Origin of the sequence: Bacillus sp. AFS059628 (assembly GCF_002571225.1) — a bacterium.
In the GTDB taxonomy this organism is placed as follows: Bacteria; Bacillota; Bacilli; order Bacillales; family Bacillaceae_G; genus Bacillus_A.
This window is the reverse complement of record NZ_NVEC01000006.1, coordinates 1-24,502: the sequence shown is the minus strand read 5'-3', so window position 1 is coordinate 24,502 and position 24,502 is coordinate 1. Positions and strand designations below refer to the sequence as shown.

General features: G+C 33.3%; 21 protein-coding genes and 8 pseudogenes. 13 read left to right on the top strand and 16 right to left on the bottom strand.

Translation table 11 applies throughout. The features are described from left to right. Nucleotides 1–161: 161 nt before the first annotated feature. Together COL05_RS04085 and COL05_RS31175 are read right to left on the bottom strand one after the other, a co-directional pair. Nucleotides 162–521 carry a hypothetical protein gene (locus COL05_RS04085; RefSeq protein WP_098667689.1) on the bottom strand — a complete coding sequence of 120 codons (360 nt, stop codon included), beginning with the start codon at nt 519–521 and terminating at the stop codon, nt 162–164. A gap of 920 nt (nt 522–1,441) precedes the next feature. Continuing rightward, the gene (locus COL05_RS31175; RefSeq protein WP_180233423.1) at nt 1,442–1,636 is read right to left on the bottom strand and encodes a hypothetical protein; all 195 of its coding nucleotides are present in this window, start codon (nt 1,634–1,636) and stop codon (nt 1,442–1,444) included. A 646-nt stretch (nt 1,637–2,282) separates the two neighbouring features. Between COL05_RS31175 and COL05_RS04075 the strand changes: the two genes are divergently transcribed. Next, nucleotides 2,283–2,747: a hypothetical protein gene (locus tag COL05_RS04075; protein WP_087997028.1), complete on the top strand. Its 465-nt coding sequence runs from the start codon at nt 2,283–2,285 to the stop codon at nt 2,745–2,747. A 273-nt stretch (nt 2,748–3,020) separates the two neighbouring features. After that, nucleotides 3,021–3,368, top strand: coding sequence for an exosporium leader peptide-containing protein (locus tag COL05_RS32260; protein ID WP_098667687.1), 348 nt, complete (start codon nt 3,021–3,023; stop codon nt 3,366–3,368). Nucleotides 3,369–3,853: 485 nt separating this feature from the next. On the opposite strand, the gene COL05_RS04060 is transcribed toward COL05_RS32260, so the two are convergent. Then, nucleotides 3,854–4,231, bottom strand: coding sequence for an ArpU family phage packaging/lysis transcriptional regulator (locus COL05_RS04060; RefSeq protein WP_098667685.1), 378 nt, complete (start codon nt 4,229–4,231; stop codon nt 3,854–3,856). A 480-nt stretch (nt 4,232–4,711) separates the two neighbouring features. Between COL05_RS04060 and COL05_RS04055 the strand changes: the two genes are divergently transcribed. The 3 genes from COL05_RS04055 to COL05_RS04045 all read left to right on the top strand — a co-directional run bounded on the left by COL05_RS04055 (nt 4,712) and on the right by COL05_RS04045 (nt 8,368). After that, nucleotides 4,712–5,437 carry a glycosyltransferase family 2 protein gene (locus COL05_RS04055; protein ID WP_257152531.1) on the top strand — a complete coding sequence of 242 codons (726 nt, stop codon included), beginning with the start codon at nt 4,712–4,714 and terminating at the stop codon, nt 5,435–5,437. Between the two features lie 350 nt (nt 5,438–5,787). Beyond that, nucleotides 5,788–6,291 carry an exosporium protein ExsF gene (gene exsF, locus COL05_RS04050; protein ID WP_098667683.1) on the top strand — a complete coding sequence of 168 codons (504 nt, stop codon included), beginning with the start codon at nt 5,788–5,790 and terminating at the stop codon, nt 6,289–6,291. Nucleotides 6,292–7,582: 1,291 nt separating this feature from the next. Further along, complete coding sequence (locus COL05_RS04045) at nt 7,583–8,368, top strand: sulfotransferase family 2 domain-containing protein (protein WP_098667682.1); 786 nt, start codon at nt 7,583–7,585, stop codon at nt 8,366–8,368. Nucleotides 8,369–8,503: 135 nt separating this feature from the next. On the opposite strand, the gene COL05_RS31720 is transcribed toward COL05_RS04045, so the two are convergent. Then, nucleotides 8,504–8,632: a hypothetical protein gene (locus tag COL05_RS31720; RefSeq protein ID WP_257152530.1), complete on the bottom strand. Its 129-nt coding sequence runs from the start codon at nt 8,630–8,632 to the stop codon at nt 8,504–8,506. Between the two features lie 298 nt (nt 8,633–8,930). Between COL05_RS31720 and COL05_RS04040 the strand changes: the two are divergent. The 3 genes and pseudogenes from COL05_RS04040 to COL05_RS32150 all read left to right on the top strand — a co-directional run. Next, nucleotides 8,931–9,296: pseudogene (locus tag COL05_RS04040) on the top strand (epimerase); the annotation flags it as partial. Nucleotides 9,297–9,654: 358 nt separating this feature from the next. Beyond that, a complete protein-coding gene (locus COL05_RS30855) occupies nt 9,655–11,253 on the top strand; it encodes an NTTRR-F1 domain (protein ID WP_180233422.1) in 1,599 nt (532 codons plus the stop codon). Nucleotides 11,254–11,498: 245 nt separating this feature from the next. Next, nucleotides 11,499–12,066, top strand: a pseudogene (locus tag COL05_RS32150) (exosporium leader peptide-containing protein). 680 nt (nt 12,067–12,746) lie between these two features. Here the strand turns inward: COL05_RS32150 and dut are convergent. Beyond that, nucleotides 12,747–13,192 (bottom strand): annotated as a pseudogene (gene dut, locus COL05_RS04025) (dUTP diphosphatase). 15 nt (nt 13,193–13,207) lie between these two features. Further along, a pseudogene (locus COL05_RS04020) lies at nt 13,208–13,411 on the bottom strand (ATP-binding protein); the annotation flags it as partial. Nucleotides 13,412–13,416: 5 nt separating this feature from the next. Between COL05_RS04020 and COL05_RS31710 the strand changes: the two are divergent. Both COL05_RS31710 and COL05_RS04010 read left to right on the top strand, forming a co-directional pair. Further along, a pseudogene (locus tag COL05_RS31710) lies at nt 13,417–13,557 on the top strand (stress protein); the annotation flags it as partial. Nucleotides 13,558–13,797: 240 nt separating this feature from the next. After that, on the top strand, nt 13,798–13,899 hold the full coding sequence (locus COL05_RS04010; RefSeq protein WP_098667681.1) for a YjcZ family sporulation protein: 102 nt from the start codon (nt 13,798–13,800) through the stop codon (nt 13,897–13,899). Nucleotides 13,900–14,120: 221 nt separating this feature from the next. Here the strand turns inward: COL05_RS04010 and COL05_RS04005 are convergent. Further along, nucleotides 14,121–14,967: pseudogene (locus COL05_RS04005) on the bottom strand (DUF2935 domain-containing protein). 361 nt (nt 14,968–15,328) lie between these two features. Further along, nucleotides 15,329–16,216 carry a peptidase G2 autoproteolytic cleavage domain-containing protein gene (locus COL05_RS31705; RefSeq protein WP_373605311.1) on the bottom strand — a complete coding sequence of 296 codons (888 nt, stop codon included), beginning with the start codon at nt 16,214–16,216 and terminating at the stop codon, nt 15,329–15,331. Between the two features lie 28 nt (nt 16,217–16,244). Between COL05_RS31705 and COL05_RS32145 the strand changes: the two are divergent. Beyond that, nucleotides 16,245–16,448, top strand: a pseudogene (locus COL05_RS32145) (hypothetical protein). 74 nt (nt 16,449–16,522) lie between these two features. Here the strand turns inward: COL05_RS32145 and COL05_RS32140 are convergent. After that, nucleotides 16,523–16,615: pseudogene (locus COL05_RS32140) on the bottom strand (exosporium leader peptide-containing protein); the annotation flags it as partial. A 251-nt stretch (nt 16,616–16,866) separates the two neighbouring features. Here COL05_RS32140 and COL05_RS03995 point away from each other — a divergent pair. Then, a complete protein-coding gene (locus COL05_RS03995; RefSeq protein WP_098667679.1) occupies nt 16,867–17,046 on the top strand; it encodes a gamma-type small acid-soluble spore protein in 180 nt (59 codons plus the stop codon). Nucleotides 17,047–17,213: 167 nt separating this feature from the next. Here the strand turns inward: COL05_RS03995 and COL05_RS03990 are convergent, their stop codons facing one another. The 4 genes from COL05_RS03990 to COL05_RS03970 all read right to left on the bottom strand — a co-directional run bounded on the left by COL05_RS03990 (nt 17,214) and on the right by COL05_RS03970 (nt 19,713). After that, a complete protein-coding gene (locus COL05_RS03990; RefSeq protein ID WP_257152532.1) occupies nt 17,214–18,050 on the bottom strand; it encodes an IS3 family transposase in 837 nt (278 codons plus the stop codon). A gap of 38 nt (nt 18,051–18,088) precedes the next feature. Then, the gene (locus COL05_RS03985) at nt 18,089–18,409 is read right to left on the bottom strand and encodes a helix-turn-helix domain-containing protein (RefSeq protein WP_098667677.1); all 321 of its coding nucleotides are present in this window, start codon (nt 18,407–18,409) and stop codon (nt 18,089–18,091) included. Nucleotides 18,410–18,618: 209 nt separating this feature from the next. Then, nucleotides 18,619–19,167, bottom strand: a complete 549-nt coding sequence (locus COL05_RS03975; protein ID WP_098667676.1) for a fascin domain-containing protein — start codon at nt 19,165–19,167, stop codon at nt 18,619–18,621. Between the two features lie 318 nt (nt 19,168–19,485). Next, nucleotides 19,486–19,713, bottom strand: a complete 228-nt coding sequence (locus COL05_RS03970) for a hypothetical protein (protein ID WP_098667675.1) — start codon at nt 19,711–19,713, stop codon at nt 19,486–19,488. Nucleotides 19,714–20,031: 318 nt separating this feature from the next. Between COL05_RS03970 and COL05_RS03965 the strand changes: the two genes are divergently transcribed. Next, nucleotides 20,032–20,406, top strand: coding sequence for a hypothetical protein (locus COL05_RS03965; protein WP_098667674.1), 375 nt, complete (start codon nt 20,032–20,034; stop codon nt 20,404–20,406). A 95-nt stretch (nt 20,407–20,501) separates the two neighbouring features. On the opposite strand, the gene COL05_RS03960 is transcribed toward COL05_RS03965, so the two are convergent. The 3 genes from COL05_RS03960 to COL05_RS03950 form a co-directional block, all read right to left on the bottom strand. After that, the gene (locus COL05_RS03960; RefSeq protein ID WP_142337345.1) at nt 20,502–22,484 is read right to left on the bottom strand and encodes a methyl-accepting chemotaxis protein; all 1,983 of its coding nucleotides are present in this window, start codon (nt 22,482–22,484) and stop codon (nt 20,502–20,504) included. An 869-nt stretch (nt 22,485–23,353) separates the two neighbouring features. Continuing rightward, a complete protein-coding gene (locus tag COL05_RS03955) occupies nt 23,354–23,647 on the bottom strand; it encodes a hypothetical protein (protein ID WP_098667673.1) in 294 nt (97 codons plus the stop codon). Between the two features lie 396 nt (nt 23,648–24,043). After that, on the bottom strand, nt 24,044–24,502 hold a 459-nt coding region (locus COL05_RS03950; RefSeq protein ID WP_483861162.1), incomplete at its 5' end, for an SGNH/GDSL hydrolase family protein.

Below are 24,502 nucleotides of genomic sequence, written 5' to 3'. Positions count from 1 at the left end.
TATTATCAGTGTTTTTAACACTAACTTTGATTGTTGGCTATGCATTAAGTTAAACGTAGTTCTTCACGAATAAAACTCAATATTACGTCAATACTGTAGACAACCCATTTCGATCCATATTCCATGATTGGAGCAGTTAGCTTTTGCTAGCTGCTCTTTTATTACTTGTCCACTACAACCCATTCACCGTCATAGATCATCCAACCGCTATGTTCATACAAATCTTTTTGAAGGTTCTGTTTGGTTTGTTTTTCACTTTCAATACCTTCTATAATTTTTCTTAATGATTCCTGCGCTTTTACATAATCACTTTCCAACTTCATAATTCTTTTCTCACTATCTTCTACATATCTCATATACGCTCTAACTCTTTGCTCATCCCACTTAACTTCTTCCTTAATCGGCATAGCCCAATGAACTGCACCTGTATCTTTCGTTAATTGTTGCACCTCTTTACACGCTTCAAAATAATCATCATGAGTTTCCATTACTTCTCCACCTAAATAAACTCCGTATTTCATATCCATTCCTCCTCGAATAAATTTCTAAACCTTGTCTATACTATAAATGCGCTTGAGTTCTGAACTTCCTTCTTAACGCTTTTCTGGAGAGCAGTTAGCTTTTGCTAGCTGCTCTTTATTTGTACAAGGTACTCAATTGACTGGTGCACATATAATATTCTGAGTTCCTTTCTTTATAAAATAGTCGTTATAAAATGAGGCTCGTCACGAGAGCACTTTACTAAGTGCTCTTTTTATATTCCAACTTAATACAAAATGAAATTTTTGTTTAGTTTTCTTTCCTGCATAATATTTTGATATTTGTTTATACTATAGCTGTAACTTTTTGTTACAACATATATCCGTATCGATTGTAACTTCTAAAATTGTACAACGAAGCAGTTAGCTATTCCGGCTAGCTGCTTTGTTGTTTAAAATGAAGTTTTTATTTAGTTCTTTTTCACTTCCACATAATATTTTAATTCTGCTTATAATATAGCTGTAACTTAAAGTTACATATCATTTACTTGTAGGGCCTAAATTTCTTTTGTACAACGAGCAGTTAGTTTTATTAACTAGCTGCTTAGTTGTGCTTAATGAAAATTTTTTGCTTTCTTACATAACTTTTTTACTTCTGCTCATACTATAGTTGTAACCTTTAGTTACAATGTATTGTGGGTATTGTTCTTGTTGGACGATAAAGCAGTTAGTTCATTGAGCTAGCTGCTTTATCATTTAAAATAAACATTACCATTTACTAAGTACAAAATAGCGTTTTTGTTCAAAATATTGCTCTCATCCATTTGGACACATTTACCAGTATTTTTACCAAAAAATTCATGATATGGTTATTTAGTCGAGTACGTCATTACTTGACAATTACCCTTAGGAACCCCGCAGACAAACGGGGTTTCTTTTATTTAAATAACGATTTTGTTAAGTTAAATTTCTATTACTTGATATGGTTCAGACATGTCTGCATGCCATGTCATCGCATATTCCGCATGTTCTCTTGAAGAATATTGTTCAGCTTGTTCTGGTTTGTTAACATCGTAAAACCCATATGATAAAGGCTCGTATTTTTCTTTATGTTTAAGATATTTCTTTGTTTTCGTATTTTGAATTACATATGCCATTATTTATTTCCCCTCTCGTTTTAAAATAAAGATTTTATTTTTAATTTCACCTATCTAAAAAACATACATATAATATCTTGGGTATCCTTTTTCAATATTAGTTTTGGTCAGAGAGCAATTTTAAAAGTGCTCTTTTAATGTATTGCAATGTACCACGTTTTACATACAATAGACATACAATGCAATGAGCACGCAAGACATAGTTTCTATATAATCGTGTACAATTTTCGTACGCGATTTTTTTATTAAATAAGGCTTTTATTTAACTTTTATTCATTTTTTGTTTACTTAGAATACATTACTATTAAGCCAAAGAATACACAGGTTTCTCTGGACCAGTTTCCTTGTATTCCTTGAACTCCTTGTACACAGGACCTGTTAGTTATAACAGGTTCTTTAATTTTTTCATCATACAATAACTGTTTTATTACGTTTCCTAACTTACAGTAATGACATTAGAAAAACATTCATATATATTTATCGAATACACTTTAAAACCCTCAAAGTATCAAATACTTTTAAGAGTTGACTGACCAGTACTATTCGGCCTATCTTGACAAATTTATTAAAAATAATATAGATACACAAAAAAGCTACATTTTATATAGGATAAAAAATTATCTTATGCAAAGGAGTTTGATTATTTGTGAATTATCAAAATGCTAACAACTCCAAAAGTCATAAACCTTGTTCTTGTCCATCCCCCACGTCTAACAGTTTAAATGTTGTTCAAACTACTCCCACAATAGTTTCTGTAAATTCTGCAATTCCACTAGATACAGTGGTACATTCTAGTGGCACAGCAATTTCATTTATGCCACCAACAACTGTATTGCTTGAAGGTGGAAGGAACTATTTAGCAATATATGAAGTAGCGGTTTATATTGAACCAGGAGGTAGTTCTGCAGGTATCACTATGCGCCTTAATGATAATGTACTAGTTGGTTCAGCTACGTCTCTTGGGTATACTGCAGGATTTACTTCTGTATCAGCACCTGCAATTTTCACTACACCCTCAGGTACAACAAGTACCCTTACTGTAAATGTAGGAACGTATTCAGACCCGTTAAATACTTTTGGTTTAACTCTTACCGTTGTAGCATTAACATAATAAAATCTAATACTCTCTAAAATAATCTTCTTTTTGTATTAACTGATGTTTTGAGGTCACTTTTACAAACTCAACATAACTACATATTGAATAAAAATACTACTCGGATCAATAAAACTGGGTGACTTAGCTAATGCAATTGCCGAGTCACTTTTTCTATAATAAAATAACGCTTTTATTAAAATTCATTATCTATTTCCTCGCTTGTCCATTTCACATCTCTCTACCATTGCTTCTACTATTAGTAATACCAATTTTTAGAGGTGAAATAAAATGAACGAGTTTTTATCTTCCGCTGCATTAAATCCGGGTTCTATCGGACCTACACTTCTACCTATGCAACCTTTTCAATTCCCTACAGGTCCCACTGGTTCAACAGGGCCGATCGGACCTACGGGTAGTACTAGATTCACTGGTGTTACTGGGCCCACTGGGCCTACTGGTGAGGTTACACCAATATTTGGATCATTGCATTTTGATTCAAATCACTTAACCATAGCCACGCCGAATACAAATATAAATTTTGGAGTTACAGGACCTTTTAGTGGGGTTACACCAAGTACTACAGATGATTCCATTACTATTAATAGTAATGAGTATATACTGTCTCCTTTTCAATAAATATAGAGGCACACGGTACTATGATAGAGGACATTGTTTTTATTGAAATCATACTCTCCATAAACAATTCTATTTTTATTACTTCATCACTCCGATTCCAAACAAGAATAAATATTAGTTTTGAGTTTGATACACTATCTAGGACAGATCAACTACTGTTAAACCAAGGAGATATTCTCCGATATTTTGTTAGACAAGTAGACGAAGGTATTGTATACGGCTATGCATCACTAGTTGTTACAAAAGTCCAATAACAAAGATTTTATAAATTAATAGTCTCTTCGGCTTCCCCTAAAGAGACTATTAAAAATCCCTGTATACATTGGGCACTAAATTGTATGAATTTAAATTTTAACATTCTATTTTAAACAAATATCCCTACCAAAAGGTAGAGCTCAAGTAAGACGATTTACACATATCATATAAAAATCTATCTCAACGGCATAAAAAGCCATAATTTCATTTTCACTAAAATAAAACTACGTTTAGATAATCCCTAAAGTAATAGCTATCAAACGGATAGCTATTTTTTTATTCTCATAAAAATTATCACGTCTCATCATCAATTCGTTATAAACATAGGAATCTTTCACTTTCTCATTCCCTAAATACTTTAACTCAATAATTTGTTGCTGATCTTTATCAAGTGCATTCTGTAACGTCCGTTCAATCTCTTTAAAACTTGTCTCATGATTCTTATCGTCACCTTTCATTTTAGGAAATAGAACGCTGCCCCCCGCTTGATCCTGTTCTTCTTGATTCTTCATCCGGACGCACAATGCTTTGTAGTTTTTCAGCTCCTTCACCACAAGTCTACGCATCTCTTTTTCATCGATGTCTTCAAAAAATGACAATTGATTCATACGATACGGTTCTCCTCCGTTCGATCGTCTTTCTTGAATAGTTACTCCTTATCTTGGCCAAACTGTATTTGCATCTAGATCATCACCTTGAAACCCAGCAGTTAGCTTTTGTTAGCTGCTCTTTGTTTGTAAAAGGCACTTAATTAAATGAACGCACATATAATATTCTGTGTTCCTTTCTCTATAAAATAGTCGTTACAAAATGAATCTCGTCACAAGAGCACTTTATTAAGTGCTCTTTTTTAGTGTTCCGAATTAATACAAAATGAAATTTCTATTTAAATTTGTTTACACAATTTTTTTACATATCTTTTTGGGTTTTAAACTCATTTAAATTAATACCTAAGAATTATTAGGATAAGCAACATATTATAATATAACAAAAAATATTTTATCCATTGTTAAACGGAGGTGTTTCTAATTAGTACAACTTTAATTTCACATTTTTACAATGAAGAGTATTTACTCCCATGGTGGTTAATGCACCACACAAAACTATTTGATCATGGCATTCTTATTAATCGTGGATCTACTGATCGTTCGGTTGAAATATGCAAATTATTTGCACCTCATTGGGAAATCCGAGATTCAAAAGTATTAGAGTTTGATGCCTTATTAGTTGATCAAGAAGTAATGGAAATAGAACAAGAAATTACGGGATGGAAAATGGTTTTAAATACCACTGAATTTCTTTGCTGTGTTGATAAGGAAGCCTTTTTCTCTTCTCTTGCTACTTTAGGGAAAAACATGTATTCCATTAGGACTATTCTGATGGTGGATGAACCTACTCACAGTTATACCAATCCGAGATACAGTATTCCCCTTGTCAAACAGCGTTATCATGGAATGATACACCCACATACTCCTCCTGCACCTTATTACGGAGGTAGATTGATCCACAATTACTCGCAAGGTAACTATACAGCCGGAAGGCATTGGTCGTTTCATCCATTTATGATTTACATGTATCCTGCTTTCGTTTTAAAATTCTTTTACAGCCCATGGAATAAAGCTATGAAAAATCGAAAATTACAAATTGGGCCTACTCTTTCTAAACATAGCATCCAGCATGGTTTAGGTACTCATCACCTAGCAACACTAGAAGAATTAGAAAGAAATTATATATCCTTTACAACCTCAACTATCGATCTTCGATTACTCCCAGAATATCAAGCTATATTTCCAGATTTATGTTTTCCTAACTAGTAATCCATTAAAAAACATTTTGAAACTTTCCATAGGTTCTTTACTTTTAAGTAAGAGCCATTCCTTATTAAAATAGCTTTTTTATTTAAAACTTTTCACCTTTTAACTGGACAAGCATATGTTATTGTATGGAGGCAATCCACTTATAGAAATCTACCTTTCTTGTTAAAGAGCATGCTTATATGCGTGCTCTTTTTTATTATGTTTCCTTTTGTACAACAGGCGAGTAGTTTTATCCATAACAGTATATCTCTGCACTATTCACTATAAATTTTCATATATTGTATTACGCTCGTCCAAAACATAAGGTTATTACTCACGCAATCTAACTGAAAGAAAGGAGTGAAAATATGCGTTCATCTAATCGTAAGTTCACAAACTTTAATTGTGAAGCACAAGCCCCTAGTACACTACCAGCTCTTGGTTTTGCTTTTAATGCTACTTCACCTCAATTCGCAACACTATTCACGCCACTACTACTACCTAGTACGGGCCCAAATCCTAATATTACTGTCCCTGTAATCAATGATACAATTAGTACTGGAACTGGTATTAGAATTCAAGTAGCTGGTATTTATCAAATCAGTTATACCTTAACAATCAGCCTCGATAACGTTCCAGTAGCCCCAGAAGCAGCACGCTTTTTCTTGACGCTAAACACATCAACTAATATTATTGCAGGATCTGGAACCGCAGTCCGTTCTAATATTTTTGGAACTGGTGAAGTCGATGTATCCAGTGGTGTCATTCTAATTAACTTAAACCCTGGTGATTTAATTCAAATTGTACCCGTTGAAGTAATTGGTACAGTAGATATTCGTTCTGCAGCGTTAACAGTTGCACAGATTCGTTAATAAAAACAATATTCTTGGCTAATTAATATTTAATGTTCCTTCTACACACCAAAATATATGTTATAGATTTGACTCACATTTATATCAAACAAGCGTATTTTATTGTATGGTGACTATCTAGTCATACAAATCTAAAGCGTTCATAAAAGCACACTTATATGTGTGCTTTATTTTTTATGAAACTCAAGCTTTAAAACAAACACCACTCTATAACAGCATGCATATAATGTCATGTTTCCTCTTTCAACTTATATTTTGGAACAGAGCGCTTAAGAAAAGCGCTCTTTATATTTAAATAAAGATTTTATATGAAAAACTGCACATACACTAGATACATACAATACTCATGATTATTTCAGAATTAGCCATCGAGCACCTTTTACGTTGCTCTTTATTTGTTAAAGAACTAAATTAAATTAAATGAAATTAAATTAAATTAAATATTCCGCTAATACTAATCACAATACAATCTCTTCTTACCCAGGTTGTATCGAATAACAGTTAATGCAAATAACTGCTCTATTTTAATTTCTGTCACATAAACTTGTTATTTTCGTCCATCCTATACAAAACTCACGAAATATTTATACCGCTTAAATTCGTGGATGTAATGTTCTTATAGCAGTTAGCTTTTGCTAGCTGCTCTTTTGTATGGAGTTGAAAAGAAATTTCAGGTCTTATTTCTTTTCTACGTCATATATTTTCAACCTAAACATCCAGCTCAAAGTGTTACCTCCTATTTTAAAAAGCACCTTTTACGGTGCTCTTTTTTATTTTATTTTATTTTCTTTTATTTCTGAATAACATTTTTAACCACATTCATACTATTTTTGCAACTTAAAGTTACAATCTATTGCTGTAAGCGCAGTATTTCTTTTGTACAACGAGCAGTTAGTTTTATTAACTAACTGCTTTATTGTGCAAAAGAAAGATTTTTTGAACTGTACACTGAGTAAGAACATACATAAAATATAATGCGGTATTCTTTTTTAATATTAGTTTTGGTCATGGAGCACTTTTTAAGGAACTCTTTATATTTGAAATAAATAACCCTTTTGTTCAAACATACTCACGATTTATATAAACTAAGCATATATTTACATAGACAAGACATAGCTTTTTATTATACATGCACAATTTTTATGCATGCTTTTTTGAAATTCATTACCAAATAACGCTTTCATTTCAAAATTATAATATTTTAAACAATCTATTCCACTTCTCTTGTTCATATGCCAAGCTCTTTATTCATAAACTAAAAATAATTGACATAACTGAATGGAGGCTAACTATGTCTATTTCAAATATTATTAATTATGGACGCGTTCCCCACTTCAATCCTAACTTCCCTTTGATTTTATTTTGGAGTCAAAAAAGTGGTTGTACCTCCTTTGCACATTGGTTTTTTTATCAAATTAATTTATTTAAACCGGCCATAAAATATAATTCTTTCATCCATCATTACGAAAATGATATATATAAAAACTCCTCGAACTACTTTATTGAACTTGCTGCGGCTTTATATACAAAGAGAAAAGATACTTATAAACTAGTTAGAAATCCATATACAAGAGCTGTAAGTTCATTCTTTTCACTCATCGCTCCCCCCTACATAGAAAACCCCGCATGGAAGCCCATTCGAAGTTTTTATTATGGTAATGATAATTGTAATGAGCCTATTTCATTTAAAATCTTTCTCTATTACTTAAAAGCACAAATGACAGATTTAGAACAAGTAGATCCACATTTAATGCAGCAATATGTACCAGGTGAAGAGGATTTTGTTACAAAGTATATCTACCTTGAAAATTTCTCTAACGAAATTGTACGCCTAGAACAAATATATCAACTAAAAACTTCTCCTTTACACATACTAACCAAATCATGGCATCATCAGAAGGACAGGGCGGTTTTTAGAGGCACTTTTGCAGATGCTGATATTACCGACCCTTTATTCCCACGCCTCCCAACATACGTTAGTTTTTATGATCATGAAACTATCCAATTAGTACAAGATATTTTTAATAAAGATTTTAGCACGTACAACTACCCATTAACTCCTTTAAAAAATAAGTGATTTTCTAATTGCAGTTTCATATATTATAGAGAAACTTAAATTCACCTATTTAAGTTTCCTCATAAAACTCTCGTAGTAAGTTGGAGCGCTGAAAGAAGTGTCTTTTTTTTAATAAAATTCAAAATTCATCGTAATTCATTTCTTTTCCGATTCTCTTTGCATAACTGCTCTTTCATTTTCCTCGGCTCTACAACCAAAATAGAGTAATCCACAAGTAACAAACGAGACTAATACAAATCCTATAATGATTCCTAACCAGAACATAATGTAACTCCTCTATACATTAATTCGAGCGTTTATAAAAAACTTAAAATATATTAATACCACGTAAAACACCTGTTAAGATTGCTGTCATTCGCGCTATTCAGCCCAAAGTTGTTATATATAAAAGGTGCAATTATTTTACTTCTCATACGGCTCTTACTTTCGAGTGAGGACCACCCCTTATTAAAATAGCTTTTTTGTTTAAATCCATCTTTTTTGAATATAGCTTTACTAATACTTTTGTGCGAAAACCCTTTAGGATATTTATTTTCATATTATTTTGGAGGCTTTATGAATAATCAAAATAACAATGAAACAATGGATACCTGATAGCGTTGGATATGCATGTATAATGTCACTATCGACATTATGTATTGAATTCTTAATAGTTGGGATCATCTTTTCTTTCGTATTACGTATATTTATATTATCTGAAGAAAAGCTAAAAGAATTAGGTTTCTTAGGATTTACAATTTCAATTGTTAGTACTTTCCTGACAATGTATGGCGGGTATTTGGTGCTAGCAAAACTTAATTTCACAGCAGTGCAATTATCGCCACATGCCGTATAAATCTTTGTGATTTTATCTACAATTCTTTTAGAAGCAACCTTTAAATGGATTGATAAATTTGAAACAACTGATGCTAATGAAACATTTGAATAGATATTAAAATGATTATCTTAGAGCACATATCAACATGTGCTCTATTCTCTTTTAAACAAATAACGATTTTATTCAGTTTCTTAACAATTCCTTTTATTCTTTCAAACTGTTTCTATATTCTTGCTGATACTGCACTGAAAGTATAATTAAAGACCACCTGTGCATTCACATCGGTAATTCCTGCTAACTTTTCGATTTCCGCTATCTATTCCCTATTACCATTAACCTAAAGAATCAATATCCCTCATGAAGTATCATGAATAGAATATACATTACTAAAGTTTCATTGAACAAATGTACAAGCATAACCAACCAAGTTGAATATATCTATACTAATCTAAATAAAGGTGGTGATTTTTTGATTAAAAATCGCATTGTAAATGGAGGATTCGAGACGGGAACTCTTTCTCCATTTATTGTTAACAATCCCTCTTTTGTTTCTATTAATAACTCTACTAGTCATTCTGGTGTTTACAGCGCTAAATTATCTGGAGGTTTAGCTACCGCTATTATTGCTCAAGCGGTTCCGGTATCCCAAAATGAAACGTTCGAACTTTTTGTATCCCTTTCTAAAGTCGGACCATTTCCTAGTCCATTGATAGCTATCAATGTTCAATATTATAATGGCAATACTTTTTTGGGTGATGGCTTAGTTACTTTTATACTTTCTAATCGTATCCCCGATAACATCGAAAAAAATTGGTTAGAAATTTATGAGACTGCTTCTCCAGCGCCGGCTACAGCTAATACGGCATTAGTAGTTATCGCTAAGTTTTCCGAATTAGGAAGTGCAGATGTATTTATTGATGATGTAGCCCTTCTATCCATCGGACCCACTGGAACACCAACACCTGAAACAACCTGTTTTCAAGATATGAAAGCTAAACTCCAACATTGTACTGGTCGCTATGTCTCTCTCGTTCTTTCGGGATGTTGTACTCCTATACAAGGTCAGATTTCCAGTGTAGACGAAGGAACCATTGTTTTTATCTCTGCAGAGGGAACAAGTATCATTTCTATTTGTAATATTGTTTTATTTACTTCTGTTCTTCTTGCCTATGTCACAAACTTTAGTAATAACTCTGTATCAATTATTAACACTTCAACTAATACAATTATCGCACCACCTATACTTGTTGGAGCGAGCCCTGTAGATATAGCAATTACTCCTAATGGCACTCGTGCTTTTGTCATTAATCAAGGTGGTGATACAGTTTCTGTCATTAATACGATTACGAATACGGTTATCGGAGCACCTATACCCGTCGGGAATGGTCCGTCTGCTATTGCAATCACTCCTGATGGCACTCGTGCTTTTGTCACTACTGGATTTGGTAATACAGTATTTGTCATTAACACAATTACGAATACACCTATTGGAGCTCCTATACCCGTCGGGAATTTTCCGTCTGCTATTGCAATCACTCCTGATGGCACTCGTGCTTTTGTCACTAATCAAGGTGATAATACAGTATCTGTCATTAATACAATTACGAATACACCTATTGGAGCTCCTATACCCGTCGGGGATGGTCCGTCTGCTATTGCAATCACTCCTGATGGCACCCGTGCTTTTGTCACTAATCGGTTTGCTGATACAGTTTCTGTCATTAATACAATTACGAATACACCTATTGGAGCTCCTATACCCGTTGGGGATAACCCGCTAAGTATAGCAATTACTCCAGATGGAACTCGTGCTTTTGTCACTAATGGATTTGGTAATACAGTATCTGTCATTAATACAATTACGAATACACCTATTGGAGCAGCTATACCCGTTGGGAATGGTCCGGCAGATGTAGCAATTACTCCAGATGGAACTCGTGCTTATGTCATTATTCAAGGTGATGATACAGTTTCTGCCATTAATACAATTACGAATACACCTATTGGAGCACCTATCCCTGTTGGAATCTCTCCTACAAGTATTGCAATAACGCCAAGTTGTATTTAATTTTTCTTTTGTATATCACATATAGTATCTCTTCTTCCACACTATGATTCAGCTAGTAAGCAGCTATAGTTAACATACACTCATATCACCTTAAAGTGCACTATTCGAAGGTGCTCTTTTTATGTGGAGATCTTCTACTAAATAACTATTTTATTAAATTACATAAATATAACCGCTTGTCCATTTCTCTTTTCTCTACCATTGCATTTACTATAAGTAATACGAACTTTTAGAGGTGATATATAATGGACGAGTTTTTATCTTCTGCTGCATTAAACCCGGGTTCGATTGGACCTACACTCCCACCTATGCAACCTTTTCAATTCCCTACAGGTCCCACTGGTTCAACTGGGGCTACGGGAGCTACGGGTAACACTGGTCCTACTGGNNGGTAATACTGGACCTACTGGCATTGTTTCAGTTATATTTAGGCAAGCTCAGACTACTGAATCTGAATCAGCTACCCTCACATTACCTGCTATTAATGTAGGTGTTAATCAAATAGTAAAGTTAGAAGGGGTTTTCAGATCTGATTATATTTCTAACCCAGAACTTACAGAATATAGTGTATCTTCAGTTCTTAATTTATTTAGAGATATCAGCTTTCTTACGCTTCAGGCAGAAAATCAATCGAATATTCAGAAACCAGCAAATACTCAAGCCGATATAACCCACAATATTTCAGTAATCTGGGTAGACACCCCTCCACCTGGGACTTACGTATACAGTCTGGTTATGTCTACCTTCGGAAATAATATATTTTCTAACACTATTTCAGATAGAAACTTAACTGCTACAGTAATTAACATTTAAAGTTTAATTACAAAACACCCTGAAATGGTCGGATTGTTTTTGGTCTGGATTTAGGTTCTTTTAGTTTTTCTTCAACAAGATTCCCATTACCTTAAGTTCCATCCAGTTTCAATACCCGTACTGATAAATGAAGGGGAATTTCTAATAATATAAACCAAAATTCCCTTTCTACATTTTAGAAAGCCTATTCAAAACTTTTAAATACATTTATCAATAAAATAACGCTTTTATTTAGTTTTCATCTTCTTCAGCATCGCAATAACAATCTTCTTCCACCCCATTGCACTGATCGCAAATCTTTTGAACTTTAAAGCCCTTAAATTCATAAATTGGTTGTACTTAATATTTTTTATTGCACGACTACAACGCTATCCTCAAGATAATTGCAACTGTTTATAAATACTTTGTAATCACTCATGTAACTGACCATCAAATTCTTTCTATCTCTCAAAGGTTCACCTGTACAATACTCAAATCTTTCCACCCTCTGCTCCCCTTTCTTAATAAAATTCAAATTTGGTCTTTATCAAAAACTTCAATCACATATAATATCTACGTAAAGATTGCTGTGATTCAACCTTTCTACCCAAAAATCGTTATATAATGAACTTGCAAATACCCAGTTTGCAAACAACAAGCTTTCCATACGTCTTAAGTACTAGGAGAAATCCTATCCTTTTTTATTTAGTACCAGTAGATCCGAAACCTCCAACGCCCCTCTCATTGTCCGACAGCTTGTCCACTTCTACAAAAATTGCTCTTCTTACTGGCGCTATGACGCCTTGAGCGATACGGGTCCCTCTTTCAATTACACTAGCTTGCATGTTTACTACTTTAGGTATTTCAATGTTATCAACCAGCACTCCAACTTCCCCACGGTATCCACTATCCACCGTGCCAAGAACAACTCTTAACTTTGTATTACGCGTCATACCGCTACGCGGTCTCACTTGGAGTTCATATCCTGGTGGAATCTCAAAACTCAATCCAGTTGGTACAACCTTTGTTTTGCCGGCCATATAATCGTGTCTTCTGCTGTTACAAGATCAAAACCACTATCACCAGGTTTAGCGTACTTTGGCAATTCCACATCTTTTACTCGCTTAATCTTTACTCTTAAATTCATTTTGTTACGCCCCTTTTACGCCTCTATGAATCTTTGAAGACGTTGCTTAGCAATCTCTCCTCTATAGCTTTCCGCTTTATTTTCAACCGTAAGGCTTGTTTCAACCATTCAATCATATGAACGCTTCCCTACTTGATTCTGTAGTTCTTTAGGTTTTAGATTACTTGTATATAAGGGAGGGAGTTCTTTTCTATAGCGAACATCTATAATATTGAATAAATGACTATGATGAATTAGGAAACAACGCTCCGATGCTTTTCTCGCATACATACGCTAAGGGGAAATATCTTTTACAGATGAATGGACAAATGAAAGATAATGAGTTTAATAAATATAAAGAAGTTATGGATAAAATAATTAAGTAAGTTAACGAATGCGTTTTCAATACTTGGGATGTATGATAAAATAATATTTGGATGGGAGTCCAACACTCATATTATTAAAATTAAAGTGGTTATCAAGTCGGAGGAAGGCACCTTAGGGTGTCTTTTCTTTATTTTCAAAAGGACCTGCTCAATTCATCCTTAAAAACATAAGGTAAAGTGAACTCATTAAAATACATGAATGACCCTTGTTTTCCCCTCTTATCTAAAAGAGGATCTATTATGGGATTCGGTGTTAGTTGCGGCGGAGGTTGCGGTTTTGCTGGAGGATTTGCTTTAATAGTTGTATTACTTATTTTATTAATAATCATTGAAGCTTCTTGAATCTGCTAAAAAACTATGGGAAAAGACACTCTTATATGGGTGTCTTTTTTACGGCAATATATCAATACTTTCTTTTTTACAAATGGCAAAGAGAGTTTTGCTTTTTATCTTTTATTAATAACGAGATTTAATTCCTAGTTAATCAGGTATATAAGGAAAAGGAGCTAACAATAAATTGTTAACCTCTCAGCTTAAAGCAAAATAGTATCTTTTCTTATTTTTTAATATCTAGGTTGTGATTTAATATTGGTAAGATGAGCATCAAACATATCAATTATTTCAAGAAATCTATCTGCTTCACGAAATACATGGTCTGCTAATAATGGATGAATAATACTCTTTACATTGCTCAATTAAATCACGTGCCGTTTTCTTAAAATCCCGAAGAGATGTGACTGACACACGATTTTGATCTAAAAATTGATCCAAAAGAGGAATTGTTTGAGATTGTGGTTTCATAGATTCTAAGTCAATTGCTTGATACATTAATTCATCAAAATCATTGCTAAAATTCCGTGCTGTATCTACAAGCTTTCTTTCCGATGGATCAAGAAGATGACCAATAAATTTAGCATGGTCTGCCATAATCCTTAAAAAGAAAACATTTTCTTTAATAATAGCATCAGGAAGGGCATCTAATTTCCCTTCATTTAATTCAATTAAACGTTTTCTAAAATAATCAGCTTCCCTACTTGTATGGTCAACTAACAGTGGAAAATTATTTTGTCCTGGCAATTTACATGTGAGAATTAATCCTAGAATTTTTCGTTTAAATCCCCAAATATTAGTTGCAGCTTGTTGTACTTCTGAATTAAATCTTTTTATTTGCCCAGGATCTGTTTCATTTGTATAGGTATACGCTATTTGTTCGATATGTTCAAACAATCGGTAAAATTGATTAACTTCTTCGATTAGTTGGGTATCCTCACATCTAAACCCCAATCGAAGAAAAAGAGAATGCTCCTTCATGATTCTAGACCAAAAACGAATTTCATTTAATGATCGTTCAACAAACATTACAGACGTAACACCCGTATCAGGATGTAATGAGGTTTCATCCCTATTCATTCTCAATCCCCCCAGTAGATACTAAGTTAGTTCTATTCTTATGAGTAAATATATATATATAAATACCATCAAAAAAGGTTCATGATGAATAATGATAAATCTCATATACATGTAAAATTAACCTAACCTATCATTATCGATAGCCAAAGCAAGCCCACTCCTTATCTATTTGTATATAAAGAGTGGGCTTGCTTTTCTTCTGAAGTTTTCCTTGCGCACCCCTAGCTTGATGGCGATGGTCGGAAAAAACCACGCTAAGCACAAAATACAGTAAGCTGCCCATATGGACAGCTTATTTACATAATTCCCGTTATTGGAAGTGAAAATCATCAATTCAATATGTTATATGGTCGTTTATTTTTTAGCGAACTAAAATCATAATTTGATTTGGTCCAGTGCGCTTCATTACTCGATATCCTTCACTTGATGTAGTTGCGATACCTTCATTATTAGGTTTACAATATTTCTTTGGCTGGCATGTTCCATCATCTCGAACTAGAAGTTTTCCAACAAGACCTACAGGAACCCATTCAGGTCTTTGCAAACGTGGGATATACTCTTGTGAGGAGTCCCATTCAGGGTTTAATATAGGTTCGTTTTTTGTAAAGGATGGGTGAATCATTCTTCCATCGTCATCTTTTTTCTCTGGTACAACAACTTCATGATATTGAGTTCTGCCCCATTCATCTCTTACGAAGATATTGTGCCAACGTAAATCACTTGCATCCGCAATCATAGCTGGTGTTGCACTCACTACCCCTAGAACATAATCATCATTATCGGTTGCTTTTCGTATTTTGTCACCGTCTCCATCTAAAGTTACAAAGTATCCAACATCAATTGAGTTTCCATCAATGGTTTCAAACATTTCTGCATAATCCGCAGCAGCAGGAGACAATACAACACCGTCGAGGTAAAGGTTTCCTGTTAGCCCTTCAATTATAGCGGAATTTAAGGATGGTCCAATCGCAAGACCATTTGCTAAATGCCAAGAAAAAGGGAATCTTGTAGTTCCATTTTGCCCCATAATATGAGAACCTGTATGAGCTATATTTACAATGGTATTTAGTCCTTCAGCGTGGGAAAAATCTGCACTTGCTGTTGTGATCGCCCCTTCGGCATGGGAGGAATTCCCACTTGCTATTGTGATTGTTCCTTCGGCGTGGGAGGAATTCCCACTTGCTGTTGTAATCGTTCCTTCGGCGTGGGAGGAATTCCCATTTGCAATAGTGCCACTTCCTTCTGCCACAGAACATCCATTATCGGGGTCAGTTCTAATACAGATTGTTAAGGCTGGTCCTGTTGGTCCTGTTGGTCCTGTTGGTCCTCCAGATGGCCCTGTTGGACCAGTGTTTCCTGTTGGTCCTGTTGATCCTGTTGGACCTGTTTGACCTGTCGGTCCAGTTGATCCCGTTGGTCCTGTTGGCCCTGTTTGTCCTGTTGGTCCAGTTGGTCCTGTTGATCCTGTTGGCCCTGTTTGACCTGTTTGACCTGTCGGTCCAGTTGATCCTGTTGGACCTGTCGGTCCAGTTGGAAATGTAAAGGAAGGAATAGGTGGTAATGTAGGACCAATCAAATTTGGGTCTAATGCAGGGGCATTTAATAAATCATCCGGTATAAGACCATCCCATTTCTTTTTATTAAACATGATTCACCTCCAAAAACTTTTATCCTAACTAATAAATGCATGAAATAAACAAAATAAAAGTAATAAAAAAACGTTATATTATTTTTATGACGCATGTTATATATAAATCACCTTTTTATAAACTAGTTTTATATTTTTAGTTTTGTATACTTTATACATATTGAGTTAACAAAACGTCCTATTATTAGCAAACGTATATTCGTTAAAAGCTTTTTGGGATAATTACGATCCTATTGGGAACATTAATTTTTATGGAGGTGATTGTAATGAATAATAACAAACAACCAAACAAAATTTCTGCAGGAACAAACACTGCATCTGCATCTAACAAATTTGGAACAGAATTTGCTAGTGAAACAGATGTACAAGTAGTAAAACAACAAAACGCTCAAGCAGAAGCTAAAAAGAATCAACAATCTAGCCAACAATAAAGTTAAAAAGCAAAGGATATTTTCTATAATTGTGGAAAATATCCTTTGAGCAAACTATTCAAGATACGATAAGGCATCATTTATGGAACCCAATTACGTAATAGAAAAAGACTACTTCTTTTATCTGGGATGGTCTTATCCCTGTCAAGTAGACAGTATTAAAAAGACTAAGCAGCCATCGAGATTCGATATTCTATCGGAGCGCGGTGGTTGAGTCGTTTTTGGAAACGTTTATAGTTATAAAAGTAAATATATTCTTCAATTGCTTGTATTAAATCCGCTTCTGTTTTAAAATGATTCAAATACAACATCTCCGATTTAAAATCGGAGAAAAATGACTCGATACAGGCATTATCATGGCAGTTTCCTTTGCGAGAGTGGCTGCCAATGATACCCAAATCGAAAAGTCGTTTGTTGTAGGCATGAGATGTGTACTGGAACCCTTGATCTGAATGGAGAATGGTTCCACGCACATCTCTTTTTTGTGCCAACATTTCAATTGTATCTAATACAAGTTCATTATCATTACGCTTGGATATTTTCCAAGAAACAACTTCGTTATTATAAATATCTTGTACAACAGAAAGATAGCGGAAGCCCTCTTGAAATCGTAGGTAGGTAATGTCTGTAACAAGCGCTTCATTTTGTTGGCGATCTTTGAATTCACGGTTTAAAACATTTGGAAAAGTATTAGAACAATTCCCTTTAAAGAAGCGACGCTTCTTCCGAATAATAGACTGAATGTTAAGCTCACTCATTAATCGATATACTTTTTTGTGATTTATAAAATAGCCCTCTTCTTCTAAAGCAATTTTCATAAGTGGATAACCATATTCTTTGTGCTTTAGGTGAATAGATTGAATTACCTTTTTTAATCGTTTATCGGATTCTAGTCGTATGTTGTTCATACTTTTTGTATGAACCCACTTATAGTAACTTGAGCGATGTACACCCGCAAAATTAGTAAGCCATATAACGGGATATTTTCTTTTTAGTAATTCAATGATATGATATCGTTCTTTATATTTTAGTACGCCCCCATTTACAGATTTGGATACTGCTTTTTTAAATATTCAACCTGAGCCTTATAGTAGTCACGCTCTTCTTCAACAGTTTTAAAATGAATCCGTTTGCCTTTTAAAGGGTTCGGTATGCCTTTCATTTTATTGTTTTCCACACGAGTATCTGTAATTTCACCACATTCTTTATATTTTTTTACCCAATTTTTAAGTTGTGTAGAGCTTCTCATCTGATATTTCTCCGCTATCATATCGTAGCTTCCTTCACCGTTTAAATAACTTTGAACAGCTGATAACTTTATCTCATTTGAGTATGTATTAAATGTTGTACCTTTTTTGGCCATGAAAAATCCCCTCCAAGTAATAGTGTAACATCCATGTGTATACATGGTCTTTTTCACACTGTCTACCTAAAGGGGATAATATCACAATTACTTGCAGTCCTTTTTGTAACTAAATATAAACCTGAATTAAGTGCTTAACCCTTTATTTTATTAGGCATTCACATTAACTAAACATGTTATTATCATTTAGATATATAACACTTCCAAATTTAGAAGTACACAATAACAAATCTTTCCCAACTTCCAGCTACATAACTATTAGCAGTTAATTCTCTACCACCATTTGCTGATATAAATCTACCATTACTTAACGCTTGTAATACATATATCCTATTGTCTCCACCATTATATAAGATAAATTTTTCCCATGCCCCAATTGATGTACGATCTGCTACTACTCTACCATTTAGCTCAAACGAAACGTACTTTCCATTACTTTTTGCTTTTAAAGCAAACGTATATAATTTCCCAGTCGGAATTAATTCAAATTTCTCCCATTCATTAACTGCATTACGATTTGCTACTACATTACCCGATGGCTCAGCAGAAACATATTGTAAATTTGCAGCTTGTATAGCAACAGTCCAGCTTCCATTAAATAGATTCACACCTTTTAGTGAACTCGCATTTGATTGACCAAATGCCCATACATCATTCGATGGGATTATCATGATTATCATTAGAACCATTGGCAACAACATTAAAACTAACTTTTTAAAGGTCTTATTACCATTTGCATGAGTTATGAACCTCTTCATTTCCATTCCTCCCTTAACACATAGCGATCACATATATTATACTAAATATGTAAAATAATGTAATAGAAGAGAGTCTATATCAACAACATCCTTATTATTCTGTTACTTTTTTATCAAATTTATCATTTCTAAAAACAAAAAAGAATCCTTTACGGATTCCTTTTTTTCTTGCACTCTTTTTCAAATAGTGCATTTTTGCACCTAATTTCAGTATACCTTACAATTCTTATAAAATAAATAAGATTAAATGAAATTTATTTCTATATTTTCAAAAAACATAATACTCCCTTATACATTTACAGATAAAATAGCTTATTATTAAAACTCATCTCTTGAACATTCCTTTAGTTGTTCCATAGCAATCTTTCGCGCATGTTCCTCACTATCTATCAAAGTCAATCCTTGTGATATATAACTCCAAAATTCATATCCACAATCCTCCATCCATCTATAAGCTTCTGTCGTATATAGCCCATCTCTTCTTTTAATGATTTGAACCTTATAGTTTTTACTTAAAGAAAAAAACTCTTGTATAACCTGCTCCATTTATGAAACATCCTCCTAAAATCTATTTAAAATTATATTTTCACATAAACTCGTAAACGCAACCTCTTTTACGATACATTACTGTAACTTTTTTAAAAGATAATATACCTTACATCCTCCCATCATTTTCTTCCTGTACTATCCAAAATAAATAATACAGTTTATATCCTAGAAATTTCAATAACATTAGACGTTACTTCTCTCTGTCGTTCTACATATTTCTACTACATATAATTAAATATTTTTTCGAAAACCACTCTATAAAAGAACATAAGTTCGTGTATAATGAGAACAAACACAAATAAAGGAGTATATAAAATGCAAGGGAATCAGATAAGAAAGAATACAGCGAGAACAATTACTCATAATGATATAAATAACTATCCCTATTTAAATATACCTATGATTATCAATGAGAAAGATGGACTAACTTACGAGGTTGTAAGCGCTGGTTTTCATAATAATGATGCAGTAGCGATGATAACAACAGATGGTTTCGCTACAACTAGAGTAAATACACCAATTGTAACTGTAAAAAAAAATGATGGTAGTATCCAAGCATTCCGCTTACCTTTAGAATTGGAATATTGGGTACTTTCATGTATGTGTGCTGCTTCAACAGGGAGTAATCCGTTCCCATGTAAAGTTGTTGTTGGGATCATTGATACTAAATTCCATGTAGAATTCAAGTAAAAAAGGAGCAAATTAAATTGCTCCTTTTATCGTTATAAGATTTTTAACTTCTATCCTTAAACACACTATCTAGGATTCTATCCTAGGTTCTAAACTTATATCTTAAATCCACCAATTAATTCTTGAAGTTCTTCGGCCATCTGTGCTAATTGTATTGCTGAAGAATTTATCTCTTCCATAGAAGCATGTTGTTCTTCAGATGAACCGGCTATCGTTTGCATACTTGAAGAATTCTCTTTCACAGCCATAGATATTTGATGAATTGATGTATCGACTTTCATTGCATCACTTGTCATTTTATTTGATAGTTCTACCATACCATGTACTTTTGACACGATATCATTTGCAGATTTTGAGATTTCATAAAAACTTTGTTTTGTATCATTCGCAACCTGAATCCCCGACTGCACTTCAACTCCTACTTCATTCATAGCTTTTACAGTTTCATGTACATCTGCTTGTATTTCATTAATTAAACTTCCAATTTCCATTGAAGATTCGGACGATTGCTCTGCTAACTTCCTGACTTCATCGGCAACAATTGCAAATCCACGCCCTTGTTCTCCTGCTCTAGCCGCTTCAATCGCTGCATTCAATGCTAATAGATTTGTTTGTGCTGCAATAGTTTGAATTGCTTCTAATATACTTCCAATTTGCTGCGATTTCTTATCTAATAATTTAATTACATTATCGGATTGAGAAACAGAATGATGTATAGACTGCATTTGCGTTACAGTTTGTTCTACTAATTGTTCACCCTCATTAGCTTTTTGTTTTGTATATAAGGATGAAGCGGATACTTCAGAAGCATTATCAGCTACGCATTGAATATTACGCGTGACCTCACCAATTAATTTCGCTCCAGATGCCACTTCATTATTTTGAACTTCTGCACTATTCGATATTTCTTCCATTTCTTTTGTAATTTGTTCTGTCGCAACACTTGCTTGCTCTACGCTAGCAGTTAGTTCCTCAGACGAAGCAGCCACATGTCCTGCAGATGTGTTAATTCGAGAAATTATATTACGTAACGACTCTGCCATTGTGTTAAAACTACTACCTAATTGACCAAGTTCATCCTTGGAACGAATATCTATTTTCTCAGTTAAATCTCCCTGACTAATTTTTTGAGCTGAAATAACTAATTGTCTTAGTGGATTAATAATAGATTTAAGAATGAAGAAAATTACAATTCCACCTAACAACAATGAAGCCCCTATTATAGTGAGCGTTTTATAAAAAATAGGATTGGTAGCTTCTTCAATTTCTTTAATAGGCATTACACCAGCTATTTTCCAACCTGTTTTTTTGTTTGTTTTAAAGCTTATGTTTCGATCCTCGCCATTAAGGCTATAAGTAATTACTCCATCTTCTTTCTTGTATAGTTCATCTGCTAATGATTTCTCTAACTTTTCACCTGGCTTAAGTGTAGGATGAACAACGATAGTCTTATCTTGACTTACTATAGATACAAAGCCTTGTTTTCCTATTTTTATCATTTTAGAAGTTTTTACGATATCATCAATATTCAAGTCCACACCAATGACACCACTTTTATCAGCATTTTGCTTTGCAATTGCTATTACCATATTTCCTGTAGCCTTTGATTTATAGGGTGACGAAACAATAATCTCTCCATTAGCTTTTACTGCATCCTTATACCAACTACTTTCTAACGGATTAAATCCTTCTGGTATTTTTCCAACAGGTGCATGAATAAATTGATTATTACTGGATGTAGTATAAATTGTTTCTATCTCTGGATGTAACTGTATATATTGATCAAATTTACTTTGCACATTTTGCAATTGGTCAGCATTATAATCACCGTGTGTAAGTATCTTTGCAAAATGAGTCACATCTACATGTTTATTTTCTAATTCATCATCAACTATCTTATTTAAAATACTTACATTATCTTTCGCAGATTGTAAAATTGTATCATTAAGATCTGTTTTCGACTCATCATAAGATGTTATTCCCACGATTAGACTAGGTATAATTAATATTGCAATAAATGCTATAGACAACTTCGTTTTAAGCTTCATTTGTTCCAAACTTTCTTTTATATTAAACACTAGATACTTCTCCCTTTCATTTTTACTACTGATATAGTTTATTTAAATTTTCTCCTTTATTTTTTCTACATATATTTACAGCCGCATTCGAAATGAAACCCCTATTACATCCTATTATCTAAACTTCCTTATTTTACGATTTATATTTCACAGGCAGCGTTTTATCTATCCTCCCTCGAATATGTTATCTTTCCATATTCAACAATTCTAAAACTACGAATTGTTTCCAATAAAATGGATGAAACATAACCTTCATTTTACAGGTATTATTTGACCTTGATTGGATAAAAAGTTTAATTTAGGGCTATTCAAATCGGATGAAATCCTTACCATAATAATTCCTCTAAAAGGTAACTACGTAAATTTATTCTTTGCATGATTATGTTTAACAGCCTTTGAACCATTCTAAATGCATGACTTTATGTATGAATCGTTTACTGTGGCCGATTTTTTTGTAAGGAATAACTAAACCATAAATTCTAAATAGGAGAATAAAATAAATTGGAGAACTTCATTGTAACACGTGTACATAAGTTATAGATATAAAATCTAATAACATATTATTTTTTTATAATAAATTAATAATTCAGTATAAATTTTATTTTATTTCTGCAGAAGAATCTTTCCCTATATGCAATATTACATATAATCTACCTTACGTAGTTTGTTATACTATACTTGTGGATTTTTCATCCAAAATTCCACCCAAATGCATATTGATGAATATGCCACCCTAATTGCTGAAAGTGAGAAGAATGTTATTCATTCTTCTCACTTTTTTTTATTTAGGCTCTGTTAATATTGATTACTGATAAAAAGTATTAAATATGGAAAGACACCTTAGAGTTAATGCTTCCCTCAGTTGTTGATTATTCACATTCAAATCTAAAATAGGTATTTTCTAAGCCTATTCTTTGCTTTAATGTTTTGCCCAAAGCATAATTATTTGGTAATTCTTTTTCAATCACACAAATAATATAACCTGCTTTTCCTGTTGTTAAATTAGTTAGTTGTAAGTAGTTATTGTTGTCATAAATATAAGAAATAATATATTCATAAAAATCATATTCTTCGTCTTCTCTATTCATACCAACATTGTACAGCCTAACTCTTGCTCCTGCCCAAATTTCCTCCTCATCATCAACATTACATTTTCGAAAGATAATAAAATTACATACATCAATATTAACAAATGAAATATTTACTTAATCATAGAAAATCATTTAAAAGATTACTAACTGAACCAATACATTATCTTGTAAGAAAAATATAAGTAGCCCGTTAAAGAACCCTACAGAACAGGTTTATTAACATGTAAAGTGACAACCACTTTTTCAAAACCACAGAAATTCAACATTTTCGTTATGCCGTATGTATAGTAAAAAGCATCGACACCATTCATGTCCCATACAAAAAAGCGAAGTCTTCAACTCAACTTCGCTTTTCAATGTATTATGAATTACAGGAACTATTGCTAAATACCAAAAATTTATTTCTCCAAACATAGATCTTTTTTATTTCAGCTAACTTTGTAAAAGAATTTGATAAAATATAATTAATTATTGATTAACCGCTTTAGCCACAAGGACTGCGTATGCTTCTGCACCTACATTAGTTAAATGCACACCATCAGGTGCAAAGTAGTCTTTCTTTCCAGCACTTGCTGCATACCAATCAACTAGAGTTACATTAGGGTATTTAGTTACTGTTACTTTCAGTCTCTCGTTCACAATTGATTCCCAGGGACGTGGCACTCTCGTATTAATAAATATTATTTTACGTTCGTTTCCAATTAATTTTATTAATGAAACAAGTTGCTCAGTAGTAAAGGCTCCATTTGTACCTAATCCGATAATGACATGGTTTCCTAAATTCCCTTCATTTTTTAACTGTTCAACTACTGGAATCGCTTTTGACAGCTGACGACCAATTTGCGCATCAATTCTAATATCAGGAAAAGTATTTTTTAAATATGGAGTAATATCAATCATAACGGAGTCGCCTATCGCAGTAACTGT